The sequence below is a fragment of the Roseateles hydrophilus genome, assembly GCF_026712245.1.
GTDB lineage: Bacteria > Pseudomonadota > Gammaproteobacteria > Burkholderiales > Burkholderiaceae_C > Pelomonas > Pelomonas hydrophilus.
This window is the reverse complement of record NZ_JAPPUY010000002.1, coordinates 171943-186508: the sequence shown is the minus strand read 5'-3', so window position 1 is coordinate 186508 and position 14566 is coordinate 171943. Positions and strand designations below refer to the sequence as shown.

At 69.4% G+C, this 14566-nt stretch carries 16 protein-coding genes; 9 read left to right on the top strand and 7 right to left on the bottom strand.

Features of this window, described 5'->3' with window-relative positions; genetic code table 11:
• Positions 1–26: 26 nt before the first annotated feature.
• Positions 27–863 carry an AraC family transcriptional regulator gene (locus NYO99_RS08045; protein WP_268166643.1) on the bottom strand — a complete coding sequence of 279 codons (837 nt, stop codon included), beginning with the start codon at positions 861–863 and terminating at the stop codon, positions 27–29.
• A gap of 124 nt (positions 864–987) precedes the next feature.
• Between NYO99_RS08045 and NYO99_RS08040 the strand changes: the two genes are divergently transcribed.
• Entirely contained in the window at positions 988–1926 is a 939-nt protein-coding gene (locus NYO99_RS08040; protein ID WP_268166642.1) for an alpha/beta fold hydrolase, read from the top strand.
• A gap of 39 nt (positions 1927–1965) precedes the next feature.
• Here NYO99_RS08040 and NYO99_RS08035 read toward each other — a convergent pair whose 3' ends face one another.
• Positions 1966–2835, bottom strand: a complete 870-nt coding sequence (locus NYO99_RS08035) for an alpha/beta hydrolase (RefSeq protein ID WP_268166641.1) — start codon at positions 2833–2835, stop codon at positions 1966–1968.
• A 57-nt stretch (positions 2836–2892) separates the two neighbouring features.
• Between NYO99_RS08035 and NYO99_RS08030 the strand changes: the two genes are divergently transcribed.
• The gene (locus NYO99_RS08030) at positions 2893–4179 is read left to right on the top strand and encodes a THUMP domain-containing class I SAM-dependent RNA methyltransferase (RefSeq protein ID WP_268166640.1); all 1287 of its coding nucleotides are present in this window, start codon (positions 2893–2895) and stop codon (positions 4177–4179) included.
• An 8-nt stretch (positions 4180–4187) separates the two neighbouring features.
• Positions 4188–5720 carry an alkaline phosphatase D family protein gene (locus NYO99_RS08025; protein ID WP_268166639.1) on the top strand — a complete coding sequence of 511 codons (1533 nt, stop codon included), beginning with the start codon at positions 4188–4190 and terminating at the stop codon, positions 5718–5720.
• A gap of 30 nt (positions 5721–5750) precedes the next feature.
• On the opposite strand, the gene NYO99_RS08020 is transcribed toward NYO99_RS08025, so the two are convergent.
• Both NYO99_RS08020 and NYO99_RS08015 read right to left on the bottom strand, forming a co-directional pair.
• The gene (locus NYO99_RS08020; protein ID WP_268166638.1) at positions 5751–6464 is read right to left on the bottom strand and encodes a 16S rRNA (uracil(1498)-N(3))-methyltransferase; all 714 of its coding nucleotides are present in this window, start codon (positions 6462–6464) and stop codon (positions 5751–5753) included.
• A gap of 148 nt (positions 6465–6612) precedes the next feature.
• Positions 6613–6849: a hypothetical protein gene (locus NYO99_RS08015; protein ID WP_056266878.1), complete on the bottom strand. Its 237-nt coding sequence runs from the start codon at positions 6847–6849 to the stop codon at positions 6613–6615.
• Positions 6850–7051: 202 nt separating this feature from the next.
• On the opposite strand from NYO99_RS08015, the gene NYO99_RS08010 reads away from it, so the two are divergent.
• On the top strand, positions 7052–8701 hold the full coding sequence (locus NYO99_RS08010) for an alkaline phosphatase family protein (RefSeq protein WP_268166637.1): 1650 nt from the start codon (positions 7052–7054) through the stop codon (positions 8699–8701).
• Here the strand turns inward: NYO99_RS08010 and NYO99_RS08005 are convergent.
• On the bottom strand, positions 8691–9332 hold the full coding sequence (locus NYO99_RS08005) for a hypothetical protein (protein WP_268166635.1): 642 nt from the start codon (positions 9330–9332) through the stop codon (positions 8691–8693). The two genes, NYO99_RS08010 and NYO99_RS08005, sit on opposite strands and share 11 nt — an antisense overlap.
• Before the next feature lie 242 nt (positions 9333–9574).
• Between NYO99_RS08005 and NYO99_RS08000 the strand changes: the two genes are divergently transcribed.
• From NYO99_RS08000 to NYO99_RS07985, 4 genes are read left to right on the top strand one after another with little or no spacing between them, the layout of a single operon-like run.
• Complete coding sequence (locus NYO99_RS08000; protein WP_268166634.1) at positions 9575–10195, top strand: hypothetical protein; 621 nt, start codon at positions 9575–9577, stop codon at positions 10193–10195.
• Positions 10196–10200: 5 nt separating this feature from the next.
• The gene (locus NYO99_RS07995; RefSeq protein WP_268166633.1) at positions 10201–10518 is read left to right on the top strand and encodes a hypothetical protein; all 318 of its coding nucleotides are present in this window, start codon (positions 10201–10203) and stop codon (positions 10516–10518) included.
• Positions 10518–11429 (top strand): HprK-related kinase A, encoded by a 912-nt coding sequence (locus NYO99_RS07990; protein ID WP_268166632.1) that lies wholly within the window; start codon positions 10518–10520, stop codon positions 11427–11429. The genes NYO99_RS07995 and NYO99_RS07990 overlap by 1 nt, the downstream gene beginning before the upstream one ends.
• Positions 11426–12499 carry a nucleotidyltransferase domain-containing protein gene (locus NYO99_RS07985; protein ID WP_268166631.1) on the top strand — a complete coding sequence of 358 codons (1074 nt, stop codon included), beginning with the start codon at positions 11426–11428 and terminating at the stop codon, positions 12497–12499. The genes NYO99_RS07990 and NYO99_RS07985 overlap by 4 nt, the downstream gene beginning before the upstream one ends.
• Before the next feature lie 15 nt (positions 12500–12514).
• On the opposite strand, the gene NYO99_RS07980 is transcribed toward NYO99_RS07985, so the two are convergent.
• Positions 12515–12736 (bottom strand): hypothetical protein, encoded by a 222-nt coding sequence (locus NYO99_RS07980; protein WP_268166630.1) that lies wholly within the window; start codon positions 12734–12736, stop codon positions 12515–12517.
• Positions 12737–12944: 208 nt separating this feature from the next.
• Positions 12945–13850, bottom strand: coding sequence for a LysR family transcriptional regulator ArgP (locus NYO99_RS07975; protein ID WP_268166629.1), 906 nt, complete (start codon positions 13848–13850; stop codon positions 12945–12947).
• A gap of 73 nt (positions 13851–13923) precedes the next feature.
• Here NYO99_RS07975 and NYO99_RS07970 point away from each other — a divergent pair, with 73 nt between their 5' ends.
• Positions 13924–14553 (top strand): LysE/ArgO family amino acid transporter, encoded by a 630-nt coding sequence (locus NYO99_RS07970; protein WP_268166628.1) that lies wholly within the window; start codon positions 13924–13926, stop codon positions 14551–14553.
• Positions 14554–14566: the final 13 nt, after the last annotated feature.

Sequence of the window (14566 nt, the reverse complement as noted above, 5' to 3'; positions counted from 1 at the left end):
ATCGGTCCGTCTGGCCCACCGGTCGGTCAGCCCTGCTGCGCCAAGGCCTTGATCCACTCACGCGGCGACTTGCCCGTGTGGGTGCGGAAGGCACGCGACAGGGCCGCCTCGCCGCCATAGCCCACGTCCATCGCGATGTGCTTGAGCGCGCGGCCCTCGCGCAACCCTTTTTGCGCCAGACCGATGCGCCAGCGCTGCAGGTAGACGCCTGGCGTGCAGCCGACAACGTCGCGGAAGCTGTTGGCGAACACCGTGCGCGACATGCCCGCTGCCGCCGCCAGTTCCGCCAGCGGCCAGTCGCGCTGCGGCGCCTCGTGCATAGCCACCAGCGCGCCACGCAGCTTCGGGTGCGACAACCCGGCCAGCATGCCGGACTCGACGCTGCCCTGCGTCATCAGCTCGCGCAGCACCCAAATCAGCAACACCTCGAACAGCCGGTCCAGCATCAGCTGGCGGCCGCAGTGCGTGGCCTCGGCCTCGGTGAACAACTGCGCCAGCACCGGCGCGCAAGCGGGCACTGACACCAGCGGCAGGCACACCCAGGCCGGCAGCGCCGCGGCGATGGGATGGCCCGCGCCGCCGTCGAAGGCCATGTGGGCACACAGGAACTCGGCACCGCACGCTGGGTCCGTCACGAAACGGTGGGCCAGCGGGCGCGGGTAGAGCAGCAGGCTGGGCTCGGTGATCCGCAGCGGCTCGGGCACGCCGTCATGGTGGACGGCCACGTCGCCCGACCGGATCAGGTGCAGCTGGCCGCGCCCGGCCTGCGGCGCCAGGCTGTTGACGCCGCACAGCGCGCCGGTCTGGAAGGTCTCGGCGCGCACGGCGAAGTGCGTGAACAGCGCAGCAAGTCGGTCAGCCATGATCGGTACCAAATGCAAAGTTTAACGTACTTTACGACACCTCGGGTACGCACATCGCCGGCACAGTTCATCCCTGTCGCAAGACAGATCCAACACCTTCAGCCACAACGCACAGGAGCCCGCCATGTCCGCCGTCACCCGCCTCGCCCTCGCCGCCACCATCGCCGTCGGCAGCTTTGCCATCCAGACCGAAGCAGCCGCCGCCACGCCCACCGCCGCCACCGCGATCGCCAGCCAGTACGTGACCGCCGCCGACGGCACGCCGCTGTACGTCAAGGACTGGGGCCCGAAGGACGGCCCGGTCGTCGTCTTCAGCCACGGCTGGCCGTTGAGCTCGGACAGCTGGGAGTCGCAGATGCAGTTCCTGGCCGAGCGCGGCTTTCGCGCCATCGCGCATGACCGCCGCGGCCACGGCCGCTCCGGCCAGCCCTGGGCGGGCAACACGATGGACCAATACGCCGACGATCTGGACGCCGTGCTGCGCGCCAAGGACGTCAAGCGCGCCACGTTGGTAGGCTTTTCCACCGGCGGCGGCGAGGTGGCCCGCTACATCGGCCGCCATGGCACGGCACGCGTCGCCAAGGTTGTGCTGGTGGGCGCCGTGACGCCCATCATGGGCGCCAGCGCCACCCACCCCGAGGGCGTGCCCGAGGCCGTGTTCGACAGCCTGCGCAAGGCGTCACTCGACAACCGCGCCCAGCTCTACAAGGACATCGCGGGCGGCCCGTTCTTCGGCTTCAACCGCCCGGGTGCCAAGGTCTCGGCCGGCTTGGCCGACAACTTCTACGTGCAGGGCATGCAGGCCGGCGCCAAGGCGACCTACGACAGCATCGAGGCTTTCTTCCATTCCGACTTCCGCGAGGATCTGAAGAAGGTGAACGTGCCCACACTAGTCATCCACGGCGCCGACGACCAGATCGTGCCCATCGAGACGACCGGCCGCGCGACGGCCAAGCTCGTCAAGGGGGCACGCCTCATCGAGTACGCCGGCGGCCCCCACGGCATCACCGACACCCACAAGGACCGCCTGAACCAGGATCTGCTGGACTTCATCAGCAAGTAAGCAGCAAGAGGTCACCCGGCCAAGAGCCGGGTGACCTCTTCAGTCCTTCGACTTGCCCGTCTCCGGCGCCAGCAGCTCGAACACGAAGCGCATGCCGCGCGTGTAGCTCTCGGCCTTGGTGCCGGCGTGGCGCTCGCCGTCGATGGTGCGGTTCTGGAACACGAGGCCCGGGTGCTTCAGCGTCGGCAGCAGCGCCTGGTAGCGCTGGATGCCAGCCAGGAATCCAGGCCACTCATGCGCGGCACCCGTCACATACAGCCGCGCATTCAGCGGCTTGCCGGTCGCGGCGTAGGCCCTGGCCTGGCCAACGATCCAGTCGCCCCCCACCACCACCGCCGGGCTGGCCGCGATGTAGCCCTTGAACAATTCCGGCTTGGCGTACATCGCATGCAGCGTGAACAGCCCGCCCAGCGAGCTGCCGGCGAGGTAGCGCTGCGCCGGGTCGGCGCGGTACTCGCGCTCCAGCAGCGGGAAGATGTCCTTCTCCAGCGACGCGATGAACTTGTCGGCATGGCCGGTGCCAAAGGCCAGCGGCCCCAGCTTCACCGGCGACAGCTCCCAGCCACGCAACTCGCCGTAGTCCAGGTTGTCGCCCGCATAGCCCAGGCCGACAACGATGAACTCCGGCACGACCTTGTCGTAGGCCAGGTTGTTGTACGACGCGACGACAGTGGCGAAGTCCCAGTAGCCGTCGGTCACGTACAGCACCGGGTAGCGCCGCTGGGGCTCCTTGGCAAATGAGCCCGGCAGGTGGATGTGCAGCTGGTAGGCCCGCCCGTCGGCGTTCTTGGGCAGCGCACGCAGCTGGGTGTTGGGGATGGTGTGCGCAGGGTAGGCCGGCGCCGGGTCAGTCGCCTGGACCTGCGCAGCGCCGAACAGGAAGGCCAGGGACAGAACGATTCGCTTCACGGTCAGGCTCCAGGCTTGGATAACGCTATCCAGTTTAGGGCCGGCGACAATGCCGGCGTGAGCCTGCCCAACAAGTTATCCCTTTTCGTGTCCTGCCCCGGTGGCGTCGAGCCGCTGCTGGAGGCCGAGCTCAAACGCTTCCTGCCGCCCGGCGTGCGCAGCAAGGTCGAAGCCCTGCGCGGCGGTTGCGGCGTGCTCGGCACGGCCGAGGACGTCATGCGCATCAACCTCGAGAGCCGGCTGGCGCAGCGCGTGCTCGTCGAGATCATCGAAGGCCCCTACCGCCACGAAGACGACCTCTACTCGCTGGCCCGCCGTGTCGACTGGCGCGACTGGCTGACGCCCAAGCACACGCTGCGCATCGACACCACCGCGCAGCGCTCGCCGCTGAAGAGCCTGAACTTCGCCGCGCTGCGCATCAAGGACGCCATCTGCGACCAGCTGCGCGAGCACACCGGCGAGCGCCCCAGCGTCGACACGCAGCGCCCCGACCTGCCCGTCGTGCTGCACGTGGGCCCCGAGCGCGCGGCGATCTACGTCGACACCTCCGGCGAACCGCTGTTCAAGCGCGGCTGGCGCATCGACAAGGGCGACGCCCCGCTGAAGGAGACGCTGGCCGCCGCGATGCTGGCCGCCGCCGGCTGGCGTGGCACGCCCGAGGAAGGCGGCGCGCTGCACGACCCCTGCTGCGGCTCCGGCACCATCCCCATCGAGGCCGCGCTGATCGCCTGCGACTCCGCCCCCGGCCTGCAGCGCCGCTTCGCGTTCGAGCACCAACTGCCCTTCTCCACGCCGGCCATGAAGGTCGCCTGGGGCGAGATGGCGCAGGCCGCCCGCGCGCGCATCCACGCGCCAGCCGTGCCCATCTACGCCAGCGACGTGGCCTTCCGCATGGTCGACTTCGCGCGCCGCAATGCCGAGCGCGCGGGCGTGGCGCAGTACATCCAGTTCAACGGCGGCGACGCGCTGGAGCGCCCTGCGCCGCAATTGCCCGACAGCATGCCCGGCGCCATCGTCATGAACCCGCCCTACGGCGAGCGCATCGAGGTGCGCGGCAAGGCCGCGATGACGCGCGATGCCGGCGGCAGCGAGGAACGCGACGGCGGCGACGACTTCTTCCCCCGCCTGGCTGCGCACTGGAAGCGCCAATACACCGAGAACCCCGCCGGCTGGACGGCCTGGATGCTCAGCCCAGACATGAAGCTGCCGAGCAAGATGCGGCTGAAGGAAGCGCGCCGCGTGCCGATGTGGAACGGCCCCATCGAATGCCGGCTGTTCCGCTTCGACCTCATCAAGGGCTCGGCACGCAAGCCCAGCGACGCGCCCGCGGACACGCCCACCTGACGCCGCCCATGCAGCGCCGCGACCTCTTCCGTGTCCTGGCTGCTGCCGGCCTCGGCCAGCTCACGAGCGCCCATGGCGCCACCCCCAGGCTGGAGGCCGACCCCTTCCAGCTGGGCGTGGCCAGCGGCAGCCCCACGGCCAGCAGCGTCGTGCTGTGGACGCGGCTGATGCCGCTGAACCCGCTGAACAACCCCTGGGCACGCGAAACGCTGGACGTGCGCTGGGAACTGGCCGCCGACCCCGGCTTCGCCCAGGTGCTGCGCGCCGGCACCGTGCAGGCCCTGCCCCTGCTGGCGCACAGCGTGCACGTGGAGCTGCAGGGCCTGCCGGCTGACACGCACTTTTTCTACCGCTTCCTGATCGGCGACGCGACCAGCACCGTGGGCCGCACGCGCACGCTGCCGGCGGCCGACCAGGCCGTCGACCGCCTGCGCCTGGGCCTGGCCTCCTGCCAGCGGCTGGGCACCGGCCTGTTCGGCGCCTACACGCGGCTGATCGAGGACGGTGTGGACCTGATCGCCTTCGTCGGCGACTACATCTACGAGTCCGGCGCCTGGCCCACGGCCGCCCTGCCGCGCGGGCTGACGCCCGCCACCGATCTGGGCGGCTACCGGCTGCATCACGAGACCCACAAGCTCGAACCCACACTGCAGGCCGCCCACGCCGCCGTGCCCTGGCTGGTGACCTGGGACGACCACGAGGTCGTCAACGACTACGCCGGTGCGCCGCTGCAGGGGCTGGGCAGCGGCGACGCCCGCCGCCGCGCGGCCGCCTACCAGGCCTACTACGAGCACATGCCGCTGCCGCTGTCGGCCTTGCGCCGCGGCCTCGCGGGGCTGACGCAGACGGGCGACGAACTGCGCCTGTACGGCCGCCAGGCCTGGGGGCGGCTGGCCCAGTTGCACCTGCTGGACTGCCGGCAGTACCGCAGCGCGCCAGCCTGCACCGGGCTGCGCGGCCTCGTGGCCCCCGATGACTGCGCGGGGCTGCAGCGTCCCGACCGCACGCTGCTCGGCAGCGAGCAGGAAGCCTGGCTGCTCGACGGCCTGGCCGACACCGAACGCCCCTGGCAACTGATGCTGCAGACCACCATGGTGGCGCCGCGCCGCATCCCCTTCGGCGGCGGGCACCGGGTCTGGATCGACGGCTGGGACGGCTATCCCGCCTCGCGCCAGCGCCTGCTGGAGCGCCTGCAGGCGCAGCGCACGCCGGGCGCCGTATTCCTCGGCGGCGACCTGCACGAGAACTGGGCCACGGAGATCCGCCAGCCCGACGGCAAGCCGGTGGCCACGGAGTTCGTCGGCGCCGGCATCACGATGAAGTCCTTCTTCCCGCGCATGACCCCCGACATCTTGGCCGCCAACCCGCATGCCCGCTACGCCGACGGCAGCGCCTGCGGCTACGCGCTGATCGACGTGACGCCACAGCGCCTGCGCTGCGATTTCCGTGTCGTCGACAGCCTCGCCACCAACACGCCGGCCGTGCGCACGGCGGCCAGCTTCACGGTCGAGGCCGGTCAGCCGCGCCTGGTCAAAACCTGAGCAAGAAGGTCTGCGAGCCGCCCGGCCCGCTCAGGACAAAGCCAGCCAGGACAGCACGGCCAGCGGCGCCGTGTCCGCCCGCAGGACGCGCGGGCCGAGCGTGACGGCCACGAAGCCCCGCGCACGGGCTGCGGCTTCCTCGGCGTCGCTCAGGCCCCCTTCCGGGCCGCTCAGGAACAGCGCGCGCGACGGCGCCAGGCCAGCCAGTGGCTGCGCCGCACGCGGGCTCAGCAGGCCGCGCCATTCGTCGGCGGCAGGTGCCGGCAAGCCGGCCAGCCAGGCCGGCAGCGTCTGCACGGGCTCGACGTGCAGCGGCACCGTGCGCCCACTCTGCTCGGCCGCCGCGATGGCCACGCCTTGCCAGTGCGCGCGCTTCTTGTCGGCCCGCTCGCCAGCCAGGCGCAGCACCGAGCGCTCACCCATCAGCGGCTGCAGCGCCACGGCGCCCAGCTCGGTGGCCTTCTCGACGAGGAAGTCCATGCGGTCATTGGCCGGCATGACGACGGCCAGCGTCACGGCGCGCGCCAGCTCGCGCTGCGGCTGTTCGGCGTCGATGAGGTTCACCCGCACCTCGCTGCGCCCCATTGCCGTCACCTCGGCCCGCCATTCCGGGCCGCTGCCGTCGAACAGCGTCAGCGCGTCGCCCGGCTGCAGACGCAGCACCTGCACATGGCGTGCAGCACCCGCCGGCAAAGCAATCTCGCCGGGCTGGATCAACGGGGTATCAACAAAGAATCGAGGCAAAACGTAGTGCCTTCACGGGCCGAGCGCCGGGCCGCTCCCAAGCCGGCCCGTCTGGCGATGTTCGCAGCTCGATGCTGCGGACATCGTCGTCCCCTCGGGGGATCGACCGGACTCGCCCGCGTTCAGCGGCGAGCCCGGGCGAGGGGCATCATTTCGCGGCGATCTGCGCGTCCAGCTCCTTGCAGGACGGCGAGCACACGGGCTGCGACTTGCCCAGCAGCTTCTTGGACTTGAGCATGGCGCGCGGGCGATGCTTGCCGCAGAGGAAGCAGGACATGGTTGCTGCGCCGAAGGAGGAGGTCGCCGCGAAGGGCGAGCCCGGGGCTTTGGAGCGGTAGCGCAGACCATCCGCTTCGATGGTGGTCTTGGTGGTTTCTTTGGCCACGCTGGTCCTGTCGAAGAGTTGTGAGTGAGGAACGCCGGGCAGGCGCTGGGGCCCTGTATTTTCCACCATGTCCGGGGTGTCCGGCCTAGGGCTTTCAACACCCCTTGAATTTGGCCTGCGGCGTCACACGCACGGCGGCGTTCGCACCGGGCCACCCAACGGCGCGGCGTAAGCTTGCGGCCACGACATCCATGCGCCTCCCATGCCGCTACCAACCCGCCGCCACCTGCTGGGCCTGAGCCTGGCCCTGGGCCTCACGGCCTGCTCCACCCCGCCGACCGCACACTCGCCGCAACGCCCGCAACTGCTGGTGCTGATGGTCGTCGACGGCCTGCCCATGCGCCAGGTCACCGGCTACCGCGACCAGCTCGCGGCCGACGGCCTCGCCCGCTTCCTGGACCGCGGCCGCTGGTTCTCGGACGCGCATTACGGCCACGGCCATACCGTCACGGCGGCCGGCCACGCGGTGATGCTGTCGGGCGCCCACCCGCAACGCACCGGCATCATCAGCAACGAGTGGCGCGACCCGGCCACCGGCGCACCGGTCTACAACACCGGAGACGCGGCACACACCTACCTCGACAACCCGACAGCGCCGCTGGCCGGCACCAGCCCGCGCAGCCTGAAGGTGCGGACGCTGGGTGACGTGCTGCGCACGCGCTCGCCGGCCTCCAAGGTCATCGGCATCTCCGGCAAGGACCGCGGCGCCATCCTGCCGGCCGGACACCTGGGCACCGCCTACATGTACATGAGCGAGACGGGCCAGTTCTCGTCCAGCACCTACTACATGCCCGCGCTGCCGGCCTGGGTGAAGGGCTTCAACGCCGGCAAGCCGGCCGACGCGTTCTTCAAGAAAACCTGGGCACCGTTGCTGCCCGAGTCGGCCTATGCCCGCTCCGTGCCCGACGGCCAGTCCTGGCAGGTCGCCAGCGGCAACGGCAACCGCCTGCCTGCTGTCATCGGCGACAAGATGGATGCGCCTGGCCCACGCTACTACGGCAACCTGCTGGCTTCGCCCTTCGGCGACGAGCTGACGCTGGCGTTCGCGCGCGCTGCCGTCACGAACGAGAAGCTGGGCCAGCGTGGCGTGCAGGACATCCTGTCCGTCAGCCTGTCCAGCCACGACTACATCAACCATGCCTACGGCCCCGAATCACGGCTGTCGCATGACCACCTGCTGCACCTGGATCGCCACCTGCAGGCCTTCTTCCAGTTCCTGGATAAGACCGTGGGCGCAGGCAACTACGTGCTGGCGCTGACAGCGGACCACGGCTTCTCCGACACGCCCGAATGGGCGCTCACCCAGGGCCGCGACGCCGGCCGCTTTGCGTCGGCGCCGTCGCTGGCCGCCGTCAATGCCGCGCTGGCCAGCCGGTTCGGCGTGGAAAAGCTCGCACGCGATTTCTCGGCCGCCGGCCTGCTGCTCAACGACCAGCTCGCAGCACAGCGCGGCCTGGACTTCGCAGCCGTGCAGGCCGCCGCACGCGAGGAGTTGCTCAAGCTGCCGGGTGTGGAGACGGTCTTCACCCGCGAGCAGCTGCTGGGCGATGACGTGGCCACCCCGTACCTGGCCGCGATGCGCAAGTCCTTCGACCCCACGCGCGCCGCGCAGCTGCAGATCGTGCTCAAGCCGCACTGGATTGCCAGCTACCGCCCCGGCGGCAGCACGCATGGCACGCCCCACCGCTACGACACCCATGTGCCGCTGCTGTTCTGGGGGCCGTCGTTCGTGGGCCGCGGCGAAATCAGCACGCCCGCAGAAGTGGCCGACCTGGCGCCCACGCTGGCCGCCGTGGCCGGGCTGCCGGCACCAGCCCAATCGCAGGGGCGGGATCTGGGCCTCAAGCCCTGAGCAGCAACTCCGTCGCCGACTCGCCCCACTGCGCCTCGGTCATCTCCAGCCCGCCCAGGCGCTCGCACAGCGCAGCAGCCTGAGCCGGGCCGGTGGACGGCAGGATCAACAGCAAGCGCCCGTCGGCCAAGCGGGCACACCCATCGTCGGCACGGATGCTGGCCAGCAGCGTCTGCGCCTCGACGCCAGGCAAGGTCGTGGCGACACACAGCGGCCAGGCACGCGCGTCGCTGAGCAGCGACTGCAGCAGTGTCATCCCGGCCTGTGCGTCGAGCAGTTGGCCACCTGGCGGGCGCGGGCGATCCAGCCCGCTGATATCCACGCCCACGCAAATACAGCCGCCGTCTGGCGCCGGCTGTTCTACCCACCACAGGCGGCGGCCGTCCAGCCAGAGTTGCTCATACCCACGGCGATCAGACGATGACCGACGCGCCGCGCGGTCCGCCGGCCCGACCCCGGCCACATGCGCAGCAGCAGCCATGTCGCAGCGCTTTGGCGCGTCGCGCTCGCCCAACGCCCAGGCCTGACGGTAGGCCGTGTTGGCCTGCTGCAGACGCCCATCGGCATCGAACCAAGCCAACAGCAGAGGGCCTTCGCGAAACACCTGCCACCAGAGATCGGTTGGATTCACGTCCGCATTGGAACCCAGGTCCAGGCCGCCTGTGCGCACACGCGCAGCGCCTTCGTGTGACAGGTTTTCGTCAAGCAGCCCATCAATGCGCAGATTCACCTGCCGATTTGCCACCCAATCAAGGGGGCGCGCCCTCGCCCTGCCCGAGGCTTGTGTGAAACACTTCCGGCCAAGCGTCGACCCCTCCGTTAGCATCGGCGCCCTGTCCAGAACACGGCTAAACGGATTCACGAGGCCCCGTCATGAGCGAACACCGACCCCACGACCCGCAGCAGACGCCGCAAGCGCAGCCTGCGCCCGTGGCCGCCTCCGGTGTCTCCAAGACACGGCGCAGCCTGCTGCGCGCCGGCGCCATTGGCGCACCGGCCCTGGTGGCCCTCAAGCCGGCTTCGGTCAGTGCCACCACGTGCAAGCTGCCCTCCGGTTTCACGGTGTCTGGCAATCTCAGCCGCGGCCCCAAGAACTGCGCGCAGCCTGGTCTGAAGGCGTCCGACTGGAACTCGGCAACCTACTGCAACACCACCTCCCCGTTCGCGTACAAGTACGGCACGTCGACGTACTCCATCACCAAGAGCACGACTGTCGCCTCCCTGGGCTTCAAGCTGGGTGCGGACACCAGCGCAACTACCGTGAGCAGTTGGCTCGCCAAGGGCGACACCAGCGAGTACGGCTTGGTGATGGCCTGCTACCTGCAGGCGGTGCACAGCGGCAATGATTCCAACTGGCCGTCGAAGCAGCGCTTTGTCGACATGTGGAACCTCGGTGTCATGGGCACTGGCTACACGCCCCCCAACCAGACGGTGGCCTGGACCAAGGCCAAGGTCATCGCTTATCTGATGTACCTGACCAACCAGGTCGTCTGAGCCTGATGGCCGTGAGCGGCCTGGGGCAGCACTGGCAATTTGCGCCCAGCGCACAGCGCCTGATGTCGCGAGAGTTCGACGATGGCATGGTGTGCTTCGACCCCGGTTCAGGCGAGACGCTGCTGATCTCCCATCTCGCGCACTTTCTGTTGGACGTCGGCACACGCCGCCTGGGCGAATTACTGCCGCTGGATGCGCTCGTTGCCGAAGTCTTGGCCGCCGATGACTCAAACGCCAACCCAGTGGAAGCGCGCAGCCAGGTGATACACGCGCTGGCAGAACTCCAGCAGGCCGGCTTCGCAACCTGTGCTGCCAACCGCTGATGCGCGTCAAGGAACTCAGCACCGCCGATCGTCGCGCAGCCCTGCGCCGTGGACTGCGCATCGTCACGGGGCCATTCAACTGCCAATTGCGCACCGACGTCGGCCCGATTGCCGAAGAGCTTGCGGCACTCTATGGCGAGCATGAACTGGCCCCAGCGGACGACATGGTCGATTTCCACGTGGAAGTGACCGCGCCCCATGGGCTGCGGCGTTGGCTGCGGCCCCAGGTGCAGTTCCTGGCGGACGGTGTTTCCCCATTCACACCTCTGCCACGCGCCCAGGCGCTGCCGATGCTGGAGTGGGGGCTGAACTGGTGCGTCACAGCCTACAGCCATCACCTGCTCGTGCTGCATGCAGCATGCGTCGCGCGGGATGACCGCGCCGTCATCCTCCCCGCACCGCCGGGCTCTGGCAAAAGCACGCTGTGCGCAGCACTGGTCAACCGCGGCTGGCGCCTGCTCAGCGATGAATTGACGCTGGTGGACCTGGATGCCGGCCTCGTCCGCGGCCTGGCCCGCCCGGTCAACCTGAAGAATGCGTCGATTGACGTCATCCGACGCTTCGCGCCCGATGCCTTTCTGACCCGCCCCATCCACGACACCACCAAGGGCACGGTGGCGCTGATGGCGCCACCCGCGACCAGCGTGCATGCCGGCACCCGACCGGCACGCCCCTGCTGGATGGTGCTGCCCAAGTACCAGGCGGGTGCCGCAGCCACGCTTGAACCCATGCCGCGGGGCCAGGCATTTCTGCAGATCGCCGACAACGCGATGAACTACGCCATCCTCGGCCGCCAAGGATTCGAGACTGTTGGCGACCTGACCGCGCGCTGCGAACATTTCAGCTTTCGCTACGGTCTTCTCGACGAAGCAATGCAGGTGTTCGACGACTTGGCACGGCGGCCCGGATGATGATTCCGCTGTTGACACGCGTGCTGCGCGAGCCGAAGGTCGCCAGCAACCTCTCGCTGTCGGACTGGGATCTGCTCGTGCGCCAGGCACGGCATGCCAACCTGCTGGGACGGCTGCACCACCTGCTCGCCACAACCGGCATCGACGTGCCGGTCCGGCCGTCTGCCCATTTGCGCTCAGCCGCGGCGATGGCCGAACGCCAGCACCTGTCAGTGCACCTGGAAGTCGGCAAACTGCTGGAAGCACTGGCGCCGCTGAAGGCGCCACTGGTGTTGCTCAAGGGCGCCGCCTACGTCGCCACTGACTTACCGGCGGCCTCGGGCCGGGTGTTCGCGGATGTGGACATCCTGCTGCCTCGTCAGTCCCTGGACGAAGCCGAATCGCTGCTTGCGCTGCAGGGTTGGAGCGGAGACACCGTCGACGCTTACGACCAGCGCTACTACCGACGCTGGATGCACGAATTGCCCCCGCTGCAGCACATCTTCCGCGGCTCGGCGCTCGACGTGCACCACACGCTGCTGCCGCCCACCAGCCGCAGCCACGTGGACGCTGCCGCACTGCTTGAGGACAAGGTGCCAGTAAGCGGCATGCCTGGCGTCTTCGTGCTCGCACCAGTGGACATGGTGCTGCACAGTGCCACCCATCTGTTCCACGAAGGCGAGCCGGACAACCTGCTGCGCGACCTCAGCGACCTCGACTTGCTGATGCAGCATTTCGCCGCGGAGCCCAACTTCTGGCCACGCTTGGTGGCTCGCGCCCAACACCATGGACTGACCCAAGCGCTGCGACTGGCCTTGCGCCATTGCCATCGGGTGCTGCACACCCCGATTCCCGACTCGGTGCTGCGCGAAACCGGCGCCGACCAGCCGGACGGCCGCCTGGATTTCATCTACGGCCGCGTGTTACGCCCGCTGCACAGCAGCACGGTTGACGGCTGGACGGCTTGGTGCTGCCGGGCGCTCTACGTGCGCGCGCATTGGCTGCGCATGCCCTGGCCCTTGCTGACCTACCACCTGCTGCGCAAGGCATTGCGCCCGGCACAAACCCAGCGGCTGGTCGATCGGCCCTGAGCGTCGCGCCTGCCCTTAGGCACTGCGACGCGACAGCCAGCTCAGCGGCGAGTCCGGCGTGCCGCGACCGGATTGCGACTCCAGGTAGTCGCTCGGCGGCTGGTTGCGGTATTCGCTGATGCCGCCGCCATCGAGGCACGCGTCCAGGCCGAAGGCCGTACCGAGGTCGGCGGGATCCGGCTCGCTGCGCACGGCAGCGTCACGGCGGAAGAAGCGCAGCGCTGGGACGAATCGCATGACGAACCTCTTGGGGTGAAGCGCCGACAACCACATCGGCTGGAGTGCTGGGCAGTGTGCGGGATTCGTGTGACAAGCGAACCCTGCAACTGTGAGTAAATATTGCCCCACCTGCAAATACCACACGTTCAGGGTGGGGCCCGCCCCACGTTCTTCAGGCCAGCTGTCGCGGCCATACGTCACATCGGCGCGATCACGCGCCTGCGGATCAGCCCAGCGCCCGCCGCGCGCCGTCGGCGAGCGCCTGTCCGATGCGGTCGAGCAGCGCGCCACGGGCCTGCAGCTGCCACTGGTGCCAGTACAGCGCCACGTCGACACCGACCTCCGGCCGCAACACCACCAGCCGTCCGGCCTCGACGAGCGGCCGCACCTGGACCTCAGGCGCCACGCCCACGCCCCAGCCCATGACGGCAGCGCTGACATAGGCCTCGCTGGACGGCACGAAGCGCTCGCGCAGGCGCGGCGCACGCACGCCGAAGGCCTGGGCCACCCACTGCGCCTGGCTGTCGTCCTTGCGGTTGAAGACGAGAAAGGGCGTGTCGGCAAAGTTGCCGGCGTGCAGGCCTTCCGGCAACTGCGCCGCCAGGAAGCCTGGGCTCGCCACGGCCACGTAGCGCATCACGCCCAACGGCTGAACGCGACAGCCCTGCAGCGCCTCGGCCACCGTGGACACGCAGCCCAGCACGGCACCCTGGCGCAGGCTGTCGTGGGTGAAGTCCTGGTCGTCCACCACCAACTCCAGCCCGTAGCCCTCGCGCAGGCCCTGCTGAACCAACTCGTCCAGCGCCGGCAGCACCCAGGTCGCCAGGCTGTCGGCATTGACGGCAATGGCCAGCCGCGACTGCGGCGCGACGCGCTCGCCCAACTCCCGGGCGACGTCCACGCGCAGCGCCTGCAACTGGCGGGCGAAGCGCAGCAGCACCTTGCCAGCCTCCGTCAGCCGCAGCGGCCGGGAGCGCACGACCAGCGGCTGGCCCACCTGGGTCTCCAGGGATCGCAGGCGCTGCGACACGGCGCTCTGCGTGATGGACAGCCGCTGAGCAGCCCGCTCGAAGCCCTGCTCGTCCGCCAGCGCAGCCAGGCAGTCGAGGGCGGCAGGATCGAAGTCGTTCATAAGAAGCACTAATGTATGGCGAAGAATATGAATGGGGCTTCTTGATTTCGGCCTCGCTTCGGAGAATCTGGCGATGCCCGAACCACTCGCCACGCCCGCCGTCGTTTTTGCGCAGGGCCTGGCCATGGGCGCCGGGCTCATCCTGGCCATTGGCGCGCAGAACGCGCTGGTGCTGCGACAGGGGCTGCGGCGCGAGCATGTGGGCGCCGTCGTGGCGGTCTGCACGCTGTCGGACTGGCTGCTGATCGCGCTGGGCGTGTTCGGCCTGGGGGCGTTGATCCAAGGCAGCCCGCTGCTGCTGGAGGCTTTCCGCTTCGGCGGCGCCGCTTTCCTGCTGGGCTACGCGGTGCTGGCTGCCAAGCGCGCCTGGCGACCAGCGTCGGGGCTCTCCGCTGCCGGCTCGGCCACGAGCCTGGGCGCAACGCTGTCAGCCGCGTTCGCCTTCACCTACCTGAACCCACACGTCTACCTGGACACCGTCGTACTGCTGGGCGGCCTGGGCGCGCGCCAGCCGCCGGAGCTGCGCACGGCCTTCGCGGCGGGCGCCTGTGTCGCGTCGGCGCTGTGGTTCAGCCTGCTGGGCTTCGGCGCAGCGGCCGCGGCGCCGAAGCTGCAAAACGCCCACACCTGGCGGGTCCTCGACGGGCTGGTCGCTTTGCTGATGGCCAGCCTGGGTTTACAACTCCTCCTGCAACCGCTCTAAGGGCCACCCGCTC

Coding starts and splice junctions, on each gene's coding strand:
- NYO99_RS08045 (WP_268166643.1), bottom strand. CDS start 863: ATGGCTGACCGACTTGCTGCGCTGTTCACGCACTTCGCCGTGCGCGCC.
- NYO99_RS08040 (WP_268166642.1), top strand. CDS start 988: ATGTCCGCCGTCACCCGCCTCGCCCTCGCCGCCACCATCGCCGTCGGC.
- NYO99_RS08025 (WP_268166639.1), top strand. CDS start 4,188: ATGCAGCGCCGCGACCTCTTCCGTGTCCTGGCTGCTGCCGGCCTCGGC.
- NYO99_RS08010 (WP_268166637.1), top strand. CDS start 7,052: ATGCCGCTACCAACCCGCCGCCACCTGCTGGGCCTGAGCCTGGCCCTG.
- NYO99_RS08000 (WP_268166634.1), top strand. CDS start 9,575: ATGAGCGAACACCGACCCCACGACCCGCAGCAGACGCCGCAAGCGCAG.
- NYO99_RS07995 (WP_268166633.1), top strand. CDS start 10,201: ATGGCCGTGAGCGGCCTGGGGCAGCACTGGCAATTTGCGCCCAGCGCA.
- NYO99_RS07990 (WP_268166632.1), top strand. CDS start 10,518: ATGCGCGTCAAGGAACTCAGCACCGCCGATCGTCGCGCAGCCCTGCGC.
- NYO99_RS07985 (WP_268166631.1), top strand. CDS start 11,426: ATGATGATTCCGCTGTTGACACGCGTGCTGCGCGAGCCGAAGGTCGCC.
- NYO99_RS07980 (WP_268166630.1), bottom strand. CDS start 12,736: ATGCGATTCGTCCCAGCGCTGCGCTTCTTCCGCCGTGACGCTGCCGTG.
- NYO99_RS07975 (WP_268166629.1), bottom strand. CDS start 13,850: ATGAACGACTTCGATCCTGCCGCCCTCGACTGCCTGGCTGCGCTGGCG.
- NYO99_RS07970 (WP_268166628.1), top strand. CDS start 13,924: ATGCCCGAACCACTCGCCACGCCCGCCGTCGTTTTTGCGCAGGGCCTG.